This window comes from Bradyrhizobium forestalis, assembly GCF_002795245.1.
GTDB classification, from domain to species: Bacteria; Pseudomonadota; Alphaproteobacteria; order Rhizobiales; family Xanthobacteraceae; genus Bradyrhizobium; species Bradyrhizobium forestalis.
On sequence record NZ_PGVG01000001.1, the window covers coordinates 31,724 to 49,002 of the forward strand.

Genomic DNA, 17,279 nt, shown 5'->3' on the forward strand with positions numbered 1-17,279 from the left:
CAAATTATGCGAGCGAAAAAGCCCTGCAAGAATTTCGGGCAATGCGAATAACATCCTGAAATCCCTGTATTACCAGCGTCTGCGCAGTTGGCACGAAAATTGAAACGTCTTTGCGCGACGCCAACGACGACGTCCCTCAACATCATCAATCAGCATCGTGACTCGCCACCGGGGTGAAGCCTCGGAGCGCGCCTCCGTGGCCGGAGGCTGAGCCTGCAACGACGCAGCGGTGAGCTTAGAAGGGATACTCAATGACGAAGAATCCTACTTGGATTTCAGACTGGCGCCCCGAAGATGAGGCGTTCTGGAATGCGACTGGCAAGACTATCGCGCGACGCAACCTGATCTGGTCGATCGTGGCCGAACATATCGGCTTCTCGGTCTGGCTGATCTGGAGCATCGTCACCACCAAGCTGCCCCAGGCCGGCTTCCACTACAGCACCGACCAGTTGTTCCAGCTGATTGCCGTGCCGGGCCTGATCGGCGCCTTGATCCGCTTTCCCTACACTTTCGCGGTGACGACGTTCGGCGGCCGCAACTGGACCATCTTCAGCGCGGCGATCCTGTTCATTCCGACGCTGTCGCTGGCCTATTTCGTGAGCCAACCCGACACACCGTTCTGGCTGATGCTGCTGATCGCCTCGACGGCCGGTCTCGGCGGCGGCAATTTCGCCTCCAGCATGACCAACATCTCCTTCTTCTTCCCCGACCGGATGAAGGGATGGGCGCTGGGCCTCAACGCGGCCGGCGGCAATATCGGCGTCTCCAGCGTGCAGCTCCTGACCCCGATCCTGATGACGCTGGCCGTCTTCAACCTGTTCCAGGCAACGCCCGTCGACGGCATCTTCCTCCAGAATGCCGGCCTGATGTGGGTGCTGCCGATCGCGATCGCGGTGTTCGGCGCGGTGTTCTTCATGAACAACCTCACCACGGCGAAATCGTCGGTGAAGAACCAGCTTGCGATCGTCAAGCGCAGGCATACCTGGATCATGGCGTATCTCTATATCGGCACGTTCGGGTCTTTCATCGGCTACTCCGCCGCGTTCCCGCTGCTGCTCAAGACGCAGTTCCCCACCGTGACGATCTCGATCGCCTTCCTCGGCCCGCTGGTCGGCTCGCTGTCGCGTCCGCTCGGCGGTTGGCTCGCCGACCGGGTCGGCGGCTCCATCATCACGTTCTGGAATTTCATCCTGATGGCGGGCGCCACGGTCGGCGTGCTCTACTTCGTCGGGCAGAAGGATTTCATCGGCTTCCTGTCGATGTTCCTGATCCTGTTCGTGACGACGGGCATCGGCAACGGCTCGACCTACCGCATGATCCCCTCGATTTTCCGTGAGGAGAATCTGTTCAGGGTGCGCGGCAAGGGCGATGTCGCGCGTGCGGCTGCCCTGAAGACCGCGAGCATCGAGAGCGGTGCGGCGGTCGGTTTCATCGGCGCGATCGGTGCCGTCGGCGGCTATCTGATCCCGAGCGGTTTCGGCAAGTCGATCGCCATGACCGGCGGGCCGCAGCTCGCGCTCGCGATCTACCTTGCCTTCTACGGCTCCTGCCTCGCTCTGACCTGGTGGTTCTACCTGCGTCGCAGCCCGCAGGGTGAGGGCGCGCCAAGCCTCGCCGAAGCGCGTGTTTGAGCACGACCACTTGGCACGAATGTCGCTTCTCCCCGTACGCGGGGAGGAGTCTCTCTGATGACGTTTGACCCATGAACTTTTTCCGCAATGGCGCGGACGAAGGCAGACCGAAACAGACAGGAGAACATCATGACGCCAGAACAGATCACGCTCATTCAGCAGAGCTTTTCCAAGGTCGCGCCGATATCGGAGCAGGCTGCGGTGCTGTTCTACGATCGCCTGTTCGAGGTGGCTCCGTCGGTGCGCGCGATGTTTCCCGAGGACATGACCGAGCAACGCAAGAAGCTGATGGGCATGCTCGCCGCCGTGGTCGGCGGCCTGTCGAACCTGGACTCGATTCTTCCCGCGGCCTCCGCGCTCGCCAAGCGCCACGTCGCCTACGGCGCCACCGCCGAGCACTACCCCGTGGTCGGCGCGACCTTGCTGTGGACCCTGGAGAAGGGCCTCGGCGAGGCCTGGACGCCCGAACTCGCCACGGCCTGGACCGACGCCTACGGCGTGCTGTCCGGCTACATGATGTCCGAGGCCTACGGCGCACAAGCGCAGGCCGCCGAATAGGAGATGCCTTGTGAGTGAACCGCTGGTCATCGTCGGTAACGGTATGGCGGCCGCGCGTCTGGTCGACGAGCTCGCCAAGACCGCGCTCGGCCGCTACGCGGTCGCCGTGATCGGCGAAGAGCCGCGGCTCGCTTACAACCGCGTGCTGCTCTCCTCCGTGCTGGCCGGCGAGACCGGCTCGCATGAGATCGAGCTTCGGCCGGCCGACTGGTGGCGCCATCGCGGCGTCACGGTGCGCTACGGCTATCGCGTCACCGAGATCGACACCGGTCGTCGCGAGCTCAAGATCGCCGGCGAGGAGAGCATGGAATATTCCAAGCTCGTGCTCGCCACGGGATCGACGCCGCTGCGGCTCAACGTGCCAGGCGCCGATCTTGCCGGCGTGCACACGTTTCGCGATACGCGCGATGTCGACCTGCTGCTGACGCTGGCTGCGGCGAAGAAGCGCGTCGTCGTTGTCGGTGGCGGCCTGCTTGGGCTCGAAGCTGCCTACGGTCTCGCCAAGGCCGGCGCGCCGGTGACGCTGCTGCATCTGATGGACCGGCTGATGGAGCGTCAGCTCGATGCGCCCGCGGCCGATCTGCTCAAGACGCTGGTCGAGCGCAAGGGCATCCGCATCCTGCTCAATGCCAGCACGAAGTGCATCCATGGCGACGGTCATGTCGAGGGCGTCGAGCTTGCCGACGGCAGCCGCATCGAAGCCGAGGCGGTGATCTTTGCCGCCGGCATCAAGCCGAACGTGGCGCTGGCGAAAGAGGCGGGGATTGCGGTCAATCGCGGCGTCGTCGTCAACGACGTGATGCAGACCTCCTCGTCCGATATCTTTGCGCTCGGCGAATGCGCCGAGCATCGCGGCAGCTGCTATGGCCTGGTCCAGCCGGCCTATGAGCAGGCGCGCGTGCTGGCGCGGCATCTGGCCGGCCGCCCCGCCGCCTATCAGGGCAGCGTGGTCTCGACCAATCTGAAGGTCTCCGGCGTCAGCGTGTTCTCCGCCGGCGACTTCATGGGCGGGGAGGGTAGCGAGAGCCTCGTGCTGTCAGACCGTAGGCGCGGCACCTACAAGAAGCTCGTGATCGCGGACGGCCGCCTCACCGGGGCCGTGCTGATCGGCGATACCGTCGATGCGCTCTGGTACCTCGAGCTGATCCGCAATCGCGACAAGGTCGCAGCGATCCGCACCGACATGATGTTCGGCCGCGCGCTTGCGCAGCCTTCGAAAGCAGCTTGATATGACGGCGATCGATCCAAACCTCCGCACCACCAAGACGACCTGTCCCTATTGCGGTGTCGGTTGCGGCGTGCTGGCGACGCCCGACGGCAAGGGCGGTGCAGCGGTCGCGGGCGACCCCGATCACCCCGCCAATTTCGGCCGGCTGTGCTCCAAGGGCTCGGCGCTCGGCGAGACCGTCGGGCTGGAGAGCCGGCTGCTCTATCCGATGATCCGCTGCAAGGGCGTGCTGGAGCGTGTCGCCTGGAGCGATGCGCTCGATCACGTCGCCCATCGCATGCAGCACATTGTGGCGCGCGACGGCGCCGATGCGGTTGCCTTCTATCTCTCCGGCCAGCTCCTCACCGAGGACTATTACGTCGCCAACAAGCTGATGAAGGGCTTTGTCGGCACGGCGAACGTCGACACCAATTCGCGGCTCTGCATGTCGTCCTCGGTTGCCGGCCACCGCCGCGCCTTCGGCGCCGACACCGTGCCCGGCTGCTACGAGGATCTCGACCAAGCCGATCTGCTCGTCTTCGTCGGTTCGAATGCGGCCTGGTGCCACCCCGTGCTGTTCCAGCGCATGCTGAAGAACCGCGGGGAGCGCGGCGCGCGCATGATCGTGATCGATCCGCGCCGCACCGACACCGCCAGCGATGTCGATCTGTTCCTCGGCCTCAAGCCCGGCACCGATACTGCGCTGTTCTCAGGTCTCTTCGTCCATCTCGCCGACAACGGCGCGCTGGACCAGGACTACATCGCGCAGAACACGAGCGGTGTCGACGATGCGCTGGCGCGCGCGCGCAGCATCGCCGGCAGCGTCCCCGCGACGGCGCTTGCCACGGGGCTCTCCGAGCAGGACGTCGCCACCTTCTTCAAGATGTTCCGCGACACCGAGAAGGTCGTCACGCTCTATTCGCAAGGGGTCAACCAGTCGGCGCAGGGCACCGACAAGGTCAACGCGATCCTGAACTGCCATCTCGCCACGGGCCGCATCGGCAAGCCCGGCGCTTCGCCGTTCTCGCTCACCGGCCAGCCCAACGCGATGGGCGGCCGCGAGGTCGGCGGCCTCGCCAATATGCTCGCCGCCCATATGGGTTTCACGCCGCCCGACATCGATCGCGTCAGGCGGTTCTGGAAGGCGCCGCGCATCGCCACCCATGAGGGGCTGAAGGCGGTACAATTATTCGAGGCGATCAACCGCGGTGAGGTCAAGGCGCTCTGGGTGATGGGCACCAACCCAGCGGTGTCGCTGCCCGATGCCGACATGGTCCGCGACGCCCTGAAGAAGCTCGAGCTGTTCGTCGTCTCCGAGAACGTGCTCTCCAACGACACGGTCGAGGCCGGTCCGCACGTGCTGCTGCCGGCGCTGGCCTGGGGCGAGAAGTCGGGCACGGTGACCAATTCCGAGCGGCGCATCTCGCGCCAGCGCTCGTTCCTGCCGGCGCCGGGCGAGGCGCGCCCTGATTGGTGGATTCTGAGCGAGACCGCAAAGCGTCTCGGCTTCGGCGACAGTTTTAATTACAAATCGGCGGCTGATATTTTCCGGGAGCACGCCGCGCTCTCCTCTTTCGAGAACAATGGCAGCCGCGATTTCGACATCGGCGCGCTGACCTCGCTGTCGGACGAAGCCTTCGAGAGTTTGAAGCCGGTGCAGTGGCCGGCGCGCGAAGGCGGCATGCCTGGCGAGCGCTTCTTCGCGCAAGGCGGCTTCTTCACCAATGACGGCAAGGGCCGCTTCGTCGCGCCGGAGGTGCCGACGCTGCGCGGCGAGACCGGTCCGTCGCGCCCCCTGAGGCTCAACACCGGGCGCATTCGCGACCAGTGGCACACCATGACGCGCACGGGGCTCAGCCAGCGGCTGGGCGCGCATCTGCCCGAGCCGTTCGTCGAGATCCATCCCGACGACGCCGGCAAATACGGCATCGCCCATGACGGCTATGCCCGCATCACCACCGATTACGGCCAGTGCATCCTGAAGGCTGTCGTCAGCGAAGGGCAGCAGCGCGGCACCCTGTTCGTGCCGATCCACTGGAGCGCGATGAACACCTCGCATGGCCGCGTCGGCGCGCTGGTGCAGTCCTTCACCGATCCGTTCTCGGGGCAACCGGAATCCAAGGCGACGCCGGCCGCGATCGCGCCCTATGAATTCGTCTTCCGAGGCTTCGCGCTGTCGCGCAAGCAGCTCGAGCTTCCGCAGAACCTGTTGTGGACCCGCGTCACGGTGGCCGGCGGCTTCGGCTATCTCTTCGCCGACAACGCGGATCTCGCTCGCTGGCCGGCCTGGCTCGAGAGCATCGCCGGTGAGGACGTTGCCGAGTACCGCGATTTCGGCGGCGGCGTTTTTCGCGCGGCTTCGTTTGTTGGGGATCGAATCGAGACCTGCCTGTTCGTTGGCCCCGCACATGATGCCGGCGATTGGGAGGTGGTGAAGAGCCTATTCGTGGCCGACCACGTTACCGACGATCAGCGCCGCATGCTGCTATCGGGCAAGTCCAGCGAAGGCGCGGCCTCGACCGGCCCGATCGTCTGCGCCTGCTTCGGCGTCGGCCGCGGCACCATCTGCGATACAATCGCGGCAGGCGTGCGCACGGCCGCCGAAATCGGCGCCAAGCTCAAGGCCGGCACCAATTGCGGCTCCTGCATCCCCGAGCTGAAGCGATTGATTGCGACGACGGAAGTGGCGCCGGCGAAACAGGCGAAGGTGGCGGGAGCGAGGTAAGGCTGGCTCTCTGGGGCGCCGCCGCATAGTCCGCTGTCATCGCCCCGCTTGACCGGGCGATCCAGCACGCCGAGACGACTGCGGATCGCCGAGAAGCTGCGGCGTACTGGATTCCCCGCCTTCGCGGGGAATGACAGTGGGGGCGGGAGCCATGCCCGCCGCCCAATCGACGCGACCGCGATTGTGTCCTATGTTGCCGCGCTCTCTCTCCTCAACACCCATAACAACAATGATGTACCTGGAAACGCCGCCGCGCCTGATCGAGACCAGGCTGTTCTCCGCCATGCCCGACAGGTTTCGCCGCAAGGGCGTGCGAACCGATTGGGCCGATGCCAACCGGCCGAACATGCCGACCGACAGTTTCATCGAGGGGCCATCCTTCGACAGGGACGGCAATCTCTACATCGTCGACATTCCCTTCGGCCGCATCTTCCGTATCGCGCCCGACGGCGAATGGTCGCTGTTGATCGAATATGAGGGCTGGCCGAACGGACTGAAAATCGCAGCCGACGGCCGCATCCTGGTCGCCGACTATAGGCATGGCATCATGGAGCTCGATGCCGGGGCGGGACGGATCAAGCCGATTCTGACCGCGCGCAATTCGGAATCGTTCCGCGGCTGCAACGATCTGCATCTGGCGTCCAATGGCGACATCTATTTCACCGACCAGGGCCAGACTGGTCTGCATGATCCAAGCGGGCGGGTCTATCGGCTAGCATCGAACGGCCGGCTGGATTGCCTCCTCGACACCGGCATCAGCCCGAATGGTCTGGTGCTCGATCCCGGCGAGACCGTGCTATTCGTCGCGATGACGCGCGACAATGCGGTCTGGCGGCTGCCGTTCATGAAGGACGGCAGCGTGTCCAAGGTCGGCCGCTTCTGCTCGCTGTTCGGCACCAGCGGCCCTGATGGCATGACCATGGATGCGAAGGGGCGTCTGTTCGTCGGCCATGCCTCGCTCGGGCATGTCTTCGTGTTTGCGCCGAACGGGGAACTGATCGCGCGGATCAAGTCGTGCGCGGGGCCGAACTGCACCAATGTCGCGATCGGTGGCGAAAACAGGGATCGGCTCTATATCACGGAGTCCGCGACCGGCAGTGTGCTGGTGGCGGATATCGGCGGATTGTGAGCTCTAACATGAACACGCACCACTTCGGCAAGATTGGCGCCAACGTCTCCGTCATCGGGCAGGGCACCTGGTATCTCGACCACGGCGACCGCAAGCGCGCGATCGCGGCGCTTCAGCGCGGGCTCGATCTCGGCATGACCCACATCGACACCGCCGAGATGTACGGCGATGCCGAGCTCGTCATTGCGGATGCGATCGCAGGCCGGCGCGATGAGGTGTTCCTCGTGTCAAAAGTGCTGCCGAGCAACGCCTCGCGCCGCGGCACCATCACCGCCTGCGAGCGCTCGCTGAAGCGACTGAAGACCGATCGTCTCGACTGTTATCTGTTGCACTGGCGCGGGTCCTATCCCCTGGAGGACACCGTCGCCGCGTTCGAGGAACTGGTGACATCCGGCAAGATCAAATCCTGGGGCGTCTCCAATTTCGATGCCGACGATCTCGACGAGATTCTCGAAGTCGCCGATGAGGGGCGGATCGCCTGCAATCAGGTGCTCTATCATCTCAAGGAGCGCGCGATCGAGCATGCGGTGATCCCGTGGTGCGAGCGGCACGGTGTCGCCGTCGTTGCCTACTCGCCGTTTGGTCATGATGATTTCCCCGCAAGCAGCAGCAAGGGCGGCGCCGTGCTCGCGCGCATCGCGGAAGCGCGTCGCGCGACGCCGCGTCAGGTCGCGCTGAGCTTCCTGACCCGTGCGACTACGGTGTTCGCGATCCCGAAGGCCTCATCCGCGGAACATGCCGGCGAAAATGCGGCGGCAGGCGATCTCGTGCTGACGAAAGACGAAATTGCCGCGCTTGAAGCGGCGTTTCCGCGCGGCCCGAAGCCGCGCAGCCTGCCCATGCTGTAGTGCACAACGGGCATTATTAACGGAGCATTGACGCGCGCGGCGGGACGCGCATAACGGCATCCTGTTTTCGGAAGTTGTGAACGCGGCGCATTTGTCGTTTTTTACGAGTGTTCTCGATTCGCATTTTGCCCGGGTTCCAGCCGTGACACCGCCGCCCGCCGCAGCCGCAAGGCTCGACAGTATTTCCATGCCCGCGCCGGAGAAGAAGCAGCAGGCTCGCCGCGCGCCTGCGCGCGTTGATCATCCCTTCAAGGGCATCGCACTGATCCTGCTCTCGACGGTGTTTCTCGGCTGCTCCGACGTCACCGCGAAATATCTCTCGACCAGCCTGCCTTCGATCGAGATCACCTGGATCCGCTTCCTCACCTTCACGCTGCTGTTCACGCCGGTGATGCTGCCGGCCTCGCCGCTCTATGCGATGCGGACCAAGCGTCCGGGCCTTCACGTGATGCGCGGGGCGGCACTGCTCGGCTCCTCGCTGTTCTTCATCACGGGACTCGGCTTCCTGCCGATCGCGGAGGCATCCGCCACCGGCTTCGTCGCGCCGCTGTTCGTCACGGCGCTCTCGATCGTGTTCCTCGGCGAGAAGGTCGGCATGCGCCGCTGGCTCGCGACCGCGCTCGGCCTCATCGGCGTACTGATCATCCTGCGCCCGGGCACCAGCGCGTTTCACCCCGCCGCATTCTTTCCGTTGGTCTCGGCGGCGTGCTGGGCCGGCACGCTGATCCTGACGCGCATGATGAGCGGCCGCGAGGCCGTCGTCACCACCATGGCCTATTCCTCGCTGACCGGCCTTGCGATCCTCACCGCAATCGTGCCGTTCGTCTGGGTGACGCCGTCCTGGACCGCGATCGCACTCGGCATCTTCATCGGCGTCGCCTCGACCGCGGGCCAGTGGATCGTCGTGCTGGCGTATCGCTACGGCGATGCGTCGGTGCTGGCGCCGTTCTCCTACTCGCAATTGTTGTGGGTCAGCATTCTCGGCTTCTTCATCTTCGGCGAGGTGCCGAGCATCTGGACCATCATCGGCGCGGCCTTCATCGTCGCCAGCGGCCTCTACATCGCCCATCGCGAGCGCGTCCGTCGCGCCCAGCTCCTGGTGCTGGAAGAGCGTTCGCCGAACGCCTGACGCAAGTTCGCGCACTCCGCGTCGTGGTATCAACGCTCCAAGCAATACGGGAGGAGCCGGATGCGCGCTGCGATTTTCAGGAACGGCGAGATCATCGTTGGCGAGATGGCCGAGCCGACGCCGGGGCCAGGCCAGGTGCTGGTCAGGACGCTCGCCTGCGGCATCTGTGGCTCCGACCTGCACGCGCGCCAGCATGCCCATCGCATGGTGGAGATGGCGAAGAAGACAGGGCGCAAGCCGATGGATCTCAGCCGCGACGTCGTGTTCGGCCATGAGTTCTGCTGCGAGATCGTCGACTACGGTCCCGGCACATCGCGCAAGCTGAAGCCGGGCACCCGCGTCTGCTCGCTTCCCGCGCTGGTGACGTCGCAGGGCATCGAGGGCATCGGTTACTCCAACGACAATATCGGCGGCTACGCCGAGGCGATGCTGCTGAGCGAGCCGCTGTTGCTCGAAGTGCCCAACGGTCTTGCGCCGGAGCACGCCGCGCTCACCGAGCCGCTGGCGGTCGGCGTCCACGCCGGCGCCAAAGCCAATATCCGTGGCGGCGAGGTGCCGCTCGTGATCGGCTGCGGCCCGGTCGGGCTCGCAGTGATCGCCGCGCTGAAGCTTAGGGGACTGCATCCGATCATCGCTGCCGACTATTCGCCGGCGCGGCGCGCGCTCGCCGTACAACTCGGCGCTGACGTCGTCGTTGACCCCAGGGTGTCGCAGCCTTACGCGACCTGGGCCGCGCACGCGCAGATGTCGGAGGCCGAGAAGGCGGCGCGGCCGCCGTTCCAGGCCATGCTGCCGGCGCTGAAGCCTGCGATCATCTTCGAATGCGTCGGCGTGCCCGGCCTGCTTCAGCAGGTGTTCGAGGGCGCGCCGCGCGATGCCAGGATCGTTGTGGTCGGCGTCTGCATGGAGGCCGACAGAAGCGAGCCGATGCTCGGCATCATGAAGGAGCTCAACGTCCAATACGTGGTCGGCTACACGCCGGAGGAGTTTGCGGCGTCACTGCGCCTGATCGCGGACGGGCAGGTGGATGCTGCTGCCATGGTTACCGCCGAGGTTGGCCTCGACGGCGTCGCGCAAGCCTTCACAGATCTCGCCAACCCTGAAGCCCACACCAAGATCATCGTGCAGCCGTGGCGGTGAGGCGCTACACCGGCAGCGCGATCGAATACTTCACCTGGCTCAGCGCAAAGCTCGACTCGATCGAGGCGATGCCGTCGAGCCGGGTCAGCTTGGTCTTCAGGAATGTCTCGTAGGAGGCGAGGTCGGCGGCGACGACGCGCAAGAGATAATCGCGGTTGCCGGTCATCAGATAGCACTCCAGCACCTCGTCCCATTTCGAGATCGCGCGCGCGAAGCGGTTGAGGTCCTCCTCCTTCTGCCGCGCCAGCTTGATCGAGATGAACACGCTGACATGCAGCCCCAGCGCCTTCTGGTCCACGGTCGCGACATAGCGCGAGATGACCCCGCGCTCCTCCAAGAGCTTGACCCGGCGATGGCAGGGCGAGACCGAGAGCCCGACCTTGTCGGCGAGCTCCTGCATCGTGAGACGGCTGTCGTTCTGAAGGTGGCTCAGGATCTTGCGGTCGATGGCGTCGAGCTCGGGCATTGGGATGGAACCTGTATCTTATGGCACTTCATTGGTAAAGTATCCCAATATCGGCGGGTATGGCGCGAAAAATTGAGAAGTTTGACGCGGCTCGCAGGCGTATGATCGGTGCATATTTCCCGGAGCATCGCCATGCCCGTCGACCCCGCTCGCCTCGACACCCTGACCGCGCTCGGCCGCAAGGCGCTGTGGCTGTCGTCCTGGACCATCCACCACGCCAACCACATCCGCCCCAACGCGGACGGCCTCAAGGTCGGCGGCCATCAGGCCTCGTCCGCCTCGCTCGCCACCATCATGTCCGCGCTGTACTTCCACGTGCTGCGACCCGAGGACCGCGTCGCGGTGAAGCCGCATGCGAGCCCGGTGTTCCACGCGATCCAGTATCTGTTCGGCCGCCAGAGCCGCGAGAAGCTGGAGAATTTTCGCGGCTTCAAGGGCGCGCAGTCCTATCCTTCACGCACCAAGGACGTCGACGACGTCGATTTTTCCACCGGCTCGGTCGGCCTCGGCGTCGCGCAGACGCTGTTCTCCTCGCTGGTGCAGGACTACGTAAAGGCACATGGCTGGATGAAGGACCGCCGCGAAGGGCGGATGATCGCGCTGGTCGGCGATGCCGAGATGGACGAGGGCAACATCTTCGAGGCGCTCGCGGAGGGCTGGAAGCACGGCCTGCGCAACACCTGGTGGGTGGTCGACTATAACCGCCAGTCGCTCGATGCCGTCGTGCGCGAGGGGCTCTGGGAAAAGTTCGAGACCATGTTCCGCAATTTCGGCTGGGACGTGGTGATCGTGAAATACGGCCGCCTGATGCGCGAGGCCTTCGCCGAGCCGGGCGGCGAGGCGCTCAAGCGCTGGATCGACAACTGCCCGAACGCGCTCTATGCGGCGTTGTGCTTCCAGGGCGGTGCGGCCTTCAGAAAACACCTGCATGACGAGATCGGCGACCAGGGGCCGATCACCAAACTGATCGACAAGCGCAGCGACGAGGAGCTGCTGGCGCTGATGTCGAACCTTGGCGGCCACGACATGGCGAGCATGCTCGAGGCGTTCGACGCCATCGATCACGATCGCCCGGTCTGCTTCATCGCCTACACCATCAAGGGTGTCGGCCTGCCGTTCCAGGGCCACAAGGACAACCACGCCGGCCTGATGACGGTCGCGCAAATGGAGAAATACCGCGACAGCCAGAACATCCGGCCCGGCCATGAATGGGACAAGTTCGAAGGGCTGACGCTGGATGCGGCCGAGCTGGAAGCCTTCCTCGCGCGTGTGCCGTTCAACCAGGACGGTCGCCGGCTGACGGCTCCGGTCGTCGAGGTGCCCGCGCAGCTTACCTTCAAGTCGTCGCCGCAGATGTCGACCCAGCAGGGCTTTGGCCTCGTGCTGAACGAGATCGCGCGCAGCGACAGCGAATTGGCAAAGCGCATCGTCACGACCTCGCCCGACGTCACCGTCTCCACAAATCTCGGTCCGTGGGTGAACCGGCGCGGCCTGTTCGCGCGCGCCGAGAAGGCGGATTTATTCCGCAGCGAGAAAATTCCCTCGACCTACAATTGGGATGCCTCGCCCAAGGGCCAGCATCTCGAGCTCGGCATCGCCGAGATGAACCTGTTCATCATGCTCTCGGCGCTCGGTCTGTCGCACCAGATCAACGGCGAGCGGCTGCTGCCGGTCGGCACGCTCTACGATCCCTTCATCGAGCGCGGCCTCGATGCGCTGAACTACGCCTGCTACCAGGATGCGCGCTTCATGGTGGCGGCGACGCCATCCGGCATCACGCTCGCGCCCGAAGGCGGCGCGCACCAGTCGATCGCGACGCCCTTGATCGGCATGGCGCAGGATGGGCTCGCCTCGTTCGAGCCGGCCTTCGTCGACGAGCTCGCCGTGATCATGGGCTGGGGATTCAATCACATGCAGCGCGATCCGGGCGAGGGCGGTTCCGTTTACTTGCGCCTCTCCACGCGCTCGATCGAGCAAGCGCAGCGGATCATGACGCCGGAGCTGAGGCAGGGCATCACCGACGGCGCCTATTGGCTGCGCAAGCCGGGCCCGAATGCCGAGGTCGTGATCGCCTATACCGGCGCCGTTGCGCCCGAAGCCATCGAGGCCACCGGCTTCATCGGCGAGAGCCGCCGCGACGTCGGCCTGCTCGCGGTCACCTCTGCCGACCGTCTCCACTCCGGGTGGACTGCTGCGCGAAAATTGCGGCGCGATCGGCGTGGCGTGCAGCATCTCAGCCACATCGAAAAGCTGTTGGCGCCGCTGCCGCGCGACTGCGGCATCGTCACCGTGATCGACGGTCATCCCTCCGCGCTCGGCTGGCTCGGCAGCGTCCGCGGCCATCGCGTCGAGGCGCTCGGCGTCGAGCAGTTCGGCCAGACCGGCAGCATCGCGGACCTCTATCGCCACTACGGCATCGATGCCAACGCCATCATCGATGCGGCCGAGAGCCTCACCACCGGCGCGCCGGTGCTGCATCGGAAGATGGCGGTGTAGTCGAGGTAACCGGTCGCATGGGCCCCGGCTCAGCAGCGCACCGCTGAAGTAGCGCTGCGCTGCGTCCGGGGCACGAGCGTGTTTGCGCTTGTTCCTATCTCGTGTCCCGGACAAGGTGCGACATGCCCCGGCGGTGCGAAGCACCGTCCGGTATGTCGCGCCGCCGAACCGGGATCCAGAGCCGCTTGCCTCGCTTCAAATCGCGTCCCATATTCCGCGCGTCCGCCGCAACGCTGGCCCCGCATATGGCGGGTTCAACTGCCGGCGCTTTCGTGCAAGGATGCCTGCCGAAACGCCCCCTCCAAGCCCCCAAGAAGAGGTTAACGATGGTCAATCGCATGCAATTCTACATCGACGGCGCCTGGGTCGATCCCGCCGTCAAGAAGTCCACCGCCGTGGTCAATCCGGCGACGGAAGAGGCGATGTACGAGGTTGCGCTGGGCTCCAAGGCCGACGTGGACAAGGCGGTTGCCGCCGCCAAGCGCGCCTTTGCAACGTTCTCGCAGACCAGCCGCGAGGAGCGCGTCGCGCTGCTCACAAAAATCATCGAGGTCTATAAGGGCCGTCTCAAGGAGATCGGCGCCGCCGTCTCCGACGAGATGGGCGCGCCGCTGCCGATGGCGGAGAAGCTCCAGGCCGGCGCCGGCCTCGGCCATCTCATGACCACGCTCGACGTGCTCAAGAACTATCATTTCGAGGAGCCGGTCGGCACCGCCATGGTGCTGCGCGAGCCGATCGGCGTGGTCGGCATGATCACGCCCTGGAACTGGCCGCTCAACCAGATCGCCTGCAAGGTCGCGCCTGCGCTGGCCGCCGGCTGCACCATGATCCTGAAGCCGTCGGAGTTCACCCCGACCTCGGCGCTGATCTTCGCGGAAATCCTCCATGAGGCCGGCGTGCCCAAGGGCGTGTTCAACCTCGTCAACGGTCTCGGCCCCGAGGTTGGCGCCGCCATGAGCGAGCACCCCGACATCGACATGATCTCCTTCACCGGCTCGACCCGCGCCGGCATCGATGTGGCCAAGCGCGCAGCGCCCACCGTGAAGCGCGTCAGCCAGGAGCTCGGCGGCAAGTCGCCGAACGTCATCCTCGAAGGCGCCGACCTCACCAAGGCGGTGACCGGCGGCGTGATGCACATGTTCAACAACTCCGGTCAGTCCTGCAACGCGCCCTCGCGCATGATCGTGCCGGCCTCGAAGATGAAGGAAGTCGCCGCGATCGCGAAGGCGGTCGCCGACAAGACCAAGGCCGGTGATCCCCGCGGCGAAGGCACCACCATCGGCCCGGTCGTCAATCGCGGCCAGTGGGACAAGATCCAGGCGCTGATCAAGAAGGGCATCGACGAGGGCGCAACGCTCGTCGCTGGCGGCCCCGGCCTGCCCGAGGGCGTCAACAAAGGCTTCTATGTTCGTCCGACCATCTTCGCCGACGTCACCCCCGAGATGACGATCGCACGCGAGGAAATCTTCGGACCGGTGCTGACCATCCTCGGCGCCAAGGACGAAGCCGACGCGGTCAAGATCGCCAACGACACGCCCTACGGTCTCGCCGGCTACGTCTCGGGCGCGACGGTCGATGACGCCAAGCGCGTCGCGCGCCAGATCCGCGCCGGCAACGTCAACCTCCAGGGCGTGCCGAATGACCGCACCGCGCCGTTCGGCGGCTACAAGCAGTCGGGCAACGGCCGCGAGTGGGGCAAGTACGGCCTCGAGGATTTCCTCGAAGTGAAGGCGGTTGCCGGCTTCAACGCGGCGTAAATTTTATCGCATGATCGAGCAAAACGCCGGAGCGGGCAACCGCTCCGGCGTTTTTTGTTCTGCTCGCAACGATGACGGGGCGACGGTATTCGTTCCTCTCGTGTCCCGGACGCGCTGCAACGCCTCTTAGCGTTGCGGCGCAGAGCCGGGACCCAGCAAGCCTCCACACTCGCTGCAGCATGGGCCCCGGCTCTGCAGCGCACCGCACCGGACGATGCTTCGCATCGCCGGGGGCGCTGCGCCGCGTCCGGGGCACGAAATCCGGACTACGAGCCGCGCTGAAGAGCCGAGAAGCCTATCCCCCCAACGCCCCTTGCGTGTTCACATACAACGCGTAGATCGACTGACTCGCGGCCATGAACAGGCGATTGCGCTTGACGCCGCCGAAGCAGACGTTCGCGCAGCGTTCGGGCAGGGCGATGCGGCCGATCATGACGCCGTCGGGCGCGAACACCACGACGCCGTCGAGCTCGGGATCGCCCATGCCCCAGCCGCACCAGAGGTTGCCGTCGATGTCGCAGCGCATGCCGTCGGGCGTGCCCGGCCCGGCATCGATGTGGACGCGCTTGTTCGAGATCGTGGTGCCCTCAGGCGAGACGTCATAGGCGAGGATCTTGCGGTTCGGCACGCCCCGCGATTCCACGACGTAGAGGATCTTCTCGTCGGGCGAGAAGCACAGCCCGTTCGGCCCCAGCACACCCTCGGCGACGATGGTCGCTTTACCGGTCGCGGGATCGAGCCGGTAGACGTTCGGGTCGATCTCGCTCTCCGCCTTGTAGCCCTCGTAATTGCCGAGCAGGCCGAAGGTGGGATCGGTGAACCAGATCGAGCCGTCCGATTTAACAACGACATCGTTCGGCGAGTTCAACCGCTTGCCTTTGAATTGATCCATCAGCACGGTGATGCTGCCGTCGTACTCGGTACGCACCACGCGGCGGCCGCCGTGCTCGCAGGTGATCAGCCGGCCCTGGCGATCCCTGGTGTTGCCGTTGGCGAAGTTGGAAGGTTTGCGGAACACGCTGACCGCGCCAGCTTCTTCCTCCCATTTGAGGATGCGCTGGTTCGGAATGTCGCTGCAGAGCAGATAACGCCCGTCGCCGAACCACACCGGACCTTCGGCCCAGCGCAGGCCGGTCGCCAGCCGCTCCACCGCCGAAAGCTTCAGCCAGTATTTTTCGAAGCGGGGATCCAGCGCTTTTATCGCGGGATCAGGGTAATAGGTGGCCGGGCGCCAGCCCTGGCTGAAGTCCGGAGAGTGGGACGATGCATCGTTCATGTGCAGGTCTCTTTGTTGCGTTCCCTCTGGACAAACCTGCTATCATTAGAGACATGTGACCGCAAATCGGTCAGCACAGGCGAGGGACGACATGCCGCGTATTTTGATGACGGGAGCTTCGGGCGGAATCGGCACGAGCCTGCGAAAACTGTTGCCGCCGATCTATCCGGATCTCCTGCTCTCCGACATCAAGCCGCCGGCCGATCTCGGCGCGAACGAAAAGTTCAAGGCGGCTGACCTCGCCGATCTCGCGCAATGCGAGGCGATCTGCGAGGGTGTCGACGGCATCATCCATTTCGGCGGCTATTCGGTCGAAGGCAGCTGGGATCAGATCCTCCAGGCCAACATCATCGGCGGCTACAATCTGTTCGAGGCCGCCTACCGCAAGGGCGTCAAGCGCGTGGTGTTCGCCTCGTCGAACCACGCCGTCGGCTTCTACCCGCGCCACCACAAGATCGGCACCGACGTCACCCCGCGCCCCGACGGCCGCTACGGCGTCAGCAAGGTGTTCGGCGAGGCCGTCGGCGCGCTCTACGCCGACAAGCACGGTCTGAAGGTCACTTGCCTGCGCATCGGCAATTTCGGCGACATGCCGCTCGACCAGCGCCGGCTCGCGATCTGGCTCAAGCCCGACGACCTCGTGCAGCTCTGCCGCATCGGGCTCGAGCATCCCGACATCCATTTCGAGATCTTCTACGGCGCGTCCTTCAACGAGCGCGCCTGGTGGGACAACCATCGCGCCTACGAATTTGGCTATCGCCCCACGGGACGCGCCGAAGATTTCCGCGAGCACGCGATGGCCGAGCAGGCCAAGCTGAAGCCGGACCCGGTCGGCGATTATTTCCAGGGCGGCACGTTCTGCAGCATGGAGTTCGACGCCGACCCGAGCCGGATCATCGATTGGAACAAGCGGTAGT

At 65.1% G+C, this 17,279-nt stretch carries 13 protein-coding genes; 11 read left to right on the forward strand and 2 right to left on the reverse strand.

Going from position 1 to position 17,279, the window contains the following annotated elements; genetic code table 11:
• Nucleotides 1–251 precede the first annotated feature (251 nt).
• From CVM73_RS00170 to CVM73_RS00205, 8 genes are all read left to right on the forward strand, one after another.
• Complete coding sequence (locus CVM73_RS00170) at nucleotides 252–1,631, forward strand: MFS transporter (protein ID WP_100230006.1); 1,380 nt, start codon at nucleotides 252–254, stop codon at nucleotides 1,629–1,631.
• Nucleotides 1,632–1,760: 129 nt separating this feature from the next.
• A complete protein-coding gene (locus tag CVM73_RS00175; protein WP_100230378.1) occupies nucleotides 1,761–2,189 on the forward strand; it encodes a globin family protein in 429 nt (142 codons plus the stop codon).
• A 10-nt stretch (nucleotides 2,190–2,199) separates the two neighbouring features.
• A complete protein-coding gene (locus CVM73_RS00180) occupies nucleotides 2,200–3,417 on the forward strand; it encodes an NAD(P)/FAD-dependent oxidoreductase (protein WP_100230007.1) in 1,218 nt (405 codons plus the stop codon).
• A 1-nt stretch (nucleotide 3,418) separates the two neighbouring features.
• Nucleotides 3,419–6,121: a nitrate reductase gene (locus tag CVM73_RS00185; RefSeq protein ID WP_100230008.1), complete on the forward strand. Its 2,703-nt coding sequence runs from the start codon at nucleotides 3,419–3,421 to the stop codon at nucleotides 6,119–6,121.
• 232 nt (nucleotides 6,122–6,353) lie between these two features.
• A complete protein-coding gene (locus tag CVM73_RS00190; RefSeq protein WP_100230009.1) occupies nucleotides 6,354–7,250 on the forward strand; it encodes an SMP-30/gluconolactonase/LRE family protein in 897 nt (298 codons plus the stop codon).
• An 8-nt stretch (nucleotides 7,251–7,258) separates the two neighbouring features.
• Nucleotides 7,259–8,098 (forward strand): aldo/keto reductase, encoded by an 840-nt coding sequence (locus CVM73_RS00195; protein WP_100230010.1) that lies wholly within the window; start codon nucleotides 7,259–7,261, stop codon nucleotides 8,096–8,098.
• A 187-nt stretch (nucleotides 8,099–8,285) separates the two neighbouring features.
• Complete coding sequence (locus tag CVM73_RS00200; RefSeq protein WP_167406565.1) at nucleotides 8,286–9,227, forward strand: DMT family transporter; 942 nt, start codon at nucleotides 8,286–8,288, stop codon at nucleotides 9,225–9,227.
• A gap of 60 nt (nucleotides 9,228–9,287) precedes the next feature.
• Nucleotides 9,288–10,367 (forward strand): zinc-binding dehydrogenase, encoded by a 1,080-nt coding sequence (locus CVM73_RS00205; RefSeq protein WP_100230012.1) that lies wholly within the window; start codon nucleotides 9,288–9,290, stop codon nucleotides 10,365–10,367.
• Nucleotides 10,368–10,371: 4 nt separating this feature from the next.
• Here CVM73_RS00205 and CVM73_RS00210 read toward each other — a convergent pair whose 3' ends face one another.
• Nucleotides 10,372–10,833 (reverse strand): Lrp/AsnC family transcriptional regulator, encoded by a 462-nt coding sequence (locus CVM73_RS00210; protein ID WP_027571162.1) that lies wholly within the window; start codon nucleotides 10,831–10,833, stop codon nucleotides 10,372–10,374.
• 132 nt (nucleotides 10,834–10,965) lie between these two features.
• Between CVM73_RS00210 and CVM73_RS00215 the strand changes: the two genes are divergently transcribed.
• Nucleotides 10,966–13,329, forward strand: coding sequence for a hypothetical protein (locus tag CVM73_RS00215; protein ID WP_100230013.1), 2,364 nt, complete (start codon nucleotides 10,966–10,968; stop codon nucleotides 13,327–13,329).
• Nucleotides 13,330–13,655: 326 nt separating this feature from the next.
• On the forward strand, nucleotides 13,656–15,086 hold the full coding sequence (locus CVM73_RS00220) for an aldehyde dehydrogenase family protein (RefSeq protein ID WP_100230014.1): 1,431 nt from the start codon (nucleotides 13,656–13,658) through the stop codon (nucleotides 15,084–15,086).
• A gap of 295 nt (nucleotides 15,087–15,381) precedes the next feature.
• On the opposite strand, the gene CVM73_RS00225 is transcribed toward CVM73_RS00220, so the two are convergent.
• Complete coding sequence (locus CVM73_RS00225) at nucleotides 15,382–16,362, reverse strand: SMP-30/gluconolactonase/LRE family protein (protein ID WP_100230015.1); 981 nt, start codon at nucleotides 16,360–16,362, stop codon at nucleotides 15,382–15,384.
• Between the two features lie 91 nt (nucleotides 16,363–16,453).
• Between CVM73_RS00225 and CVM73_RS00230 the strand changes: the two genes are divergently transcribed.
• Nucleotides 16,454–17,278, forward strand: coding sequence for an NAD-dependent epimerase/dehydratase family protein (locus CVM73_RS00230; RefSeq protein WP_100230016.1), 825 nt, complete (start codon nucleotides 16,454–16,456; stop codon nucleotides 17,276–17,278).
• Nucleotide 17,279 lies beyond the last annotated feature (1 nt).

What these genes read in the sequence shown, in the direction of transcription:
- CVM73_RS00170 (WP_100230006.1), top strand. Translation starts at nt 252, where the DNA reads ATGACGAAGAATCCTACTTGGATTTCAGACTGGCGCCCCGAAGATGAG.
- CVM73_RS00175 (WP_100230378.1), top strand. Translation starts at nt 1,761, where the DNA reads ATGACGCCAGAACAGATCACGCTCATTCAGCAGAGCTTTTCCAAGGTC.
- CVM73_RS00185 (WP_100230008.1), top strand. Translation starts at nt 3,419, where the DNA reads ATGACGGCGATCGATCCAAACCTCCGCACCACCAAGACGACCTGTCCC.
- CVM73_RS00190 (WP_100230009.1), top strand. Translation starts at nt 6,354, where the DNA reads ATGTACCTGGAAACGCCGCCGCGCCTGATCGAGACCAGGCTGTTCTCC.
- CVM73_RS00195 (WP_100230010.1), top strand. Translation starts at nt 7,259, where the DNA reads ATGAACACGCACCACTTCGGCAAGATTGGCGCCAACGTCTCCGTCATC.
- CVM73_RS00200 (WP_167406565.1), top strand. Translation starts at nt 8,286, where the DNA reads ATGCCCGCGCCGGAGAAGAAGCAGCAGGCTCGCCGCGCGCCTGCGCGC.
- CVM73_RS00205 (WP_100230012.1), top strand. Translation starts at nt 9,288, where the DNA reads ATGCGCGCTGCGATTTTCAGGAACGGCGAGATCATCGTTGGCGAGATG.
- CVM73_RS00210 (WP_027571162.1), bottom strand. Translation starts at nt 10,833, where the DNA reads ATGCCCGAGCTCGACGCCATCGACCGCAAGATCCTGAGCCACCTTCAG.
- CVM73_RS00215 (WP_100230013.1), top strand. Translation starts at nt 10,966, where the DNA reads ATGCCCGTCGACCCCGCTCGCCTCGACACCCTGACCGCGCTCGGCCGC.
- CVM73_RS00220 (WP_100230014.1), top strand. Translation starts at nt 13,656, where the DNA reads ATGGTCAATCGCATGCAATTCTACATCGACGGCGCCTGGGTCGATCCC.
- CVM73_RS00225 (WP_100230015.1), bottom strand. Translation starts at nt 16,362, where the DNA reads ATGAACGATGCATCGTCCCACTCTCCGGACTTCAGCCAGGGCTGGCGC.
- CVM73_RS00230 (WP_100230016.1), top strand. Translation starts at nt 16,454, where the DNA reads ATGCCGCGTATTTTGATGACGGGAGCTTCGGGCGGAATCGGCACGAGC.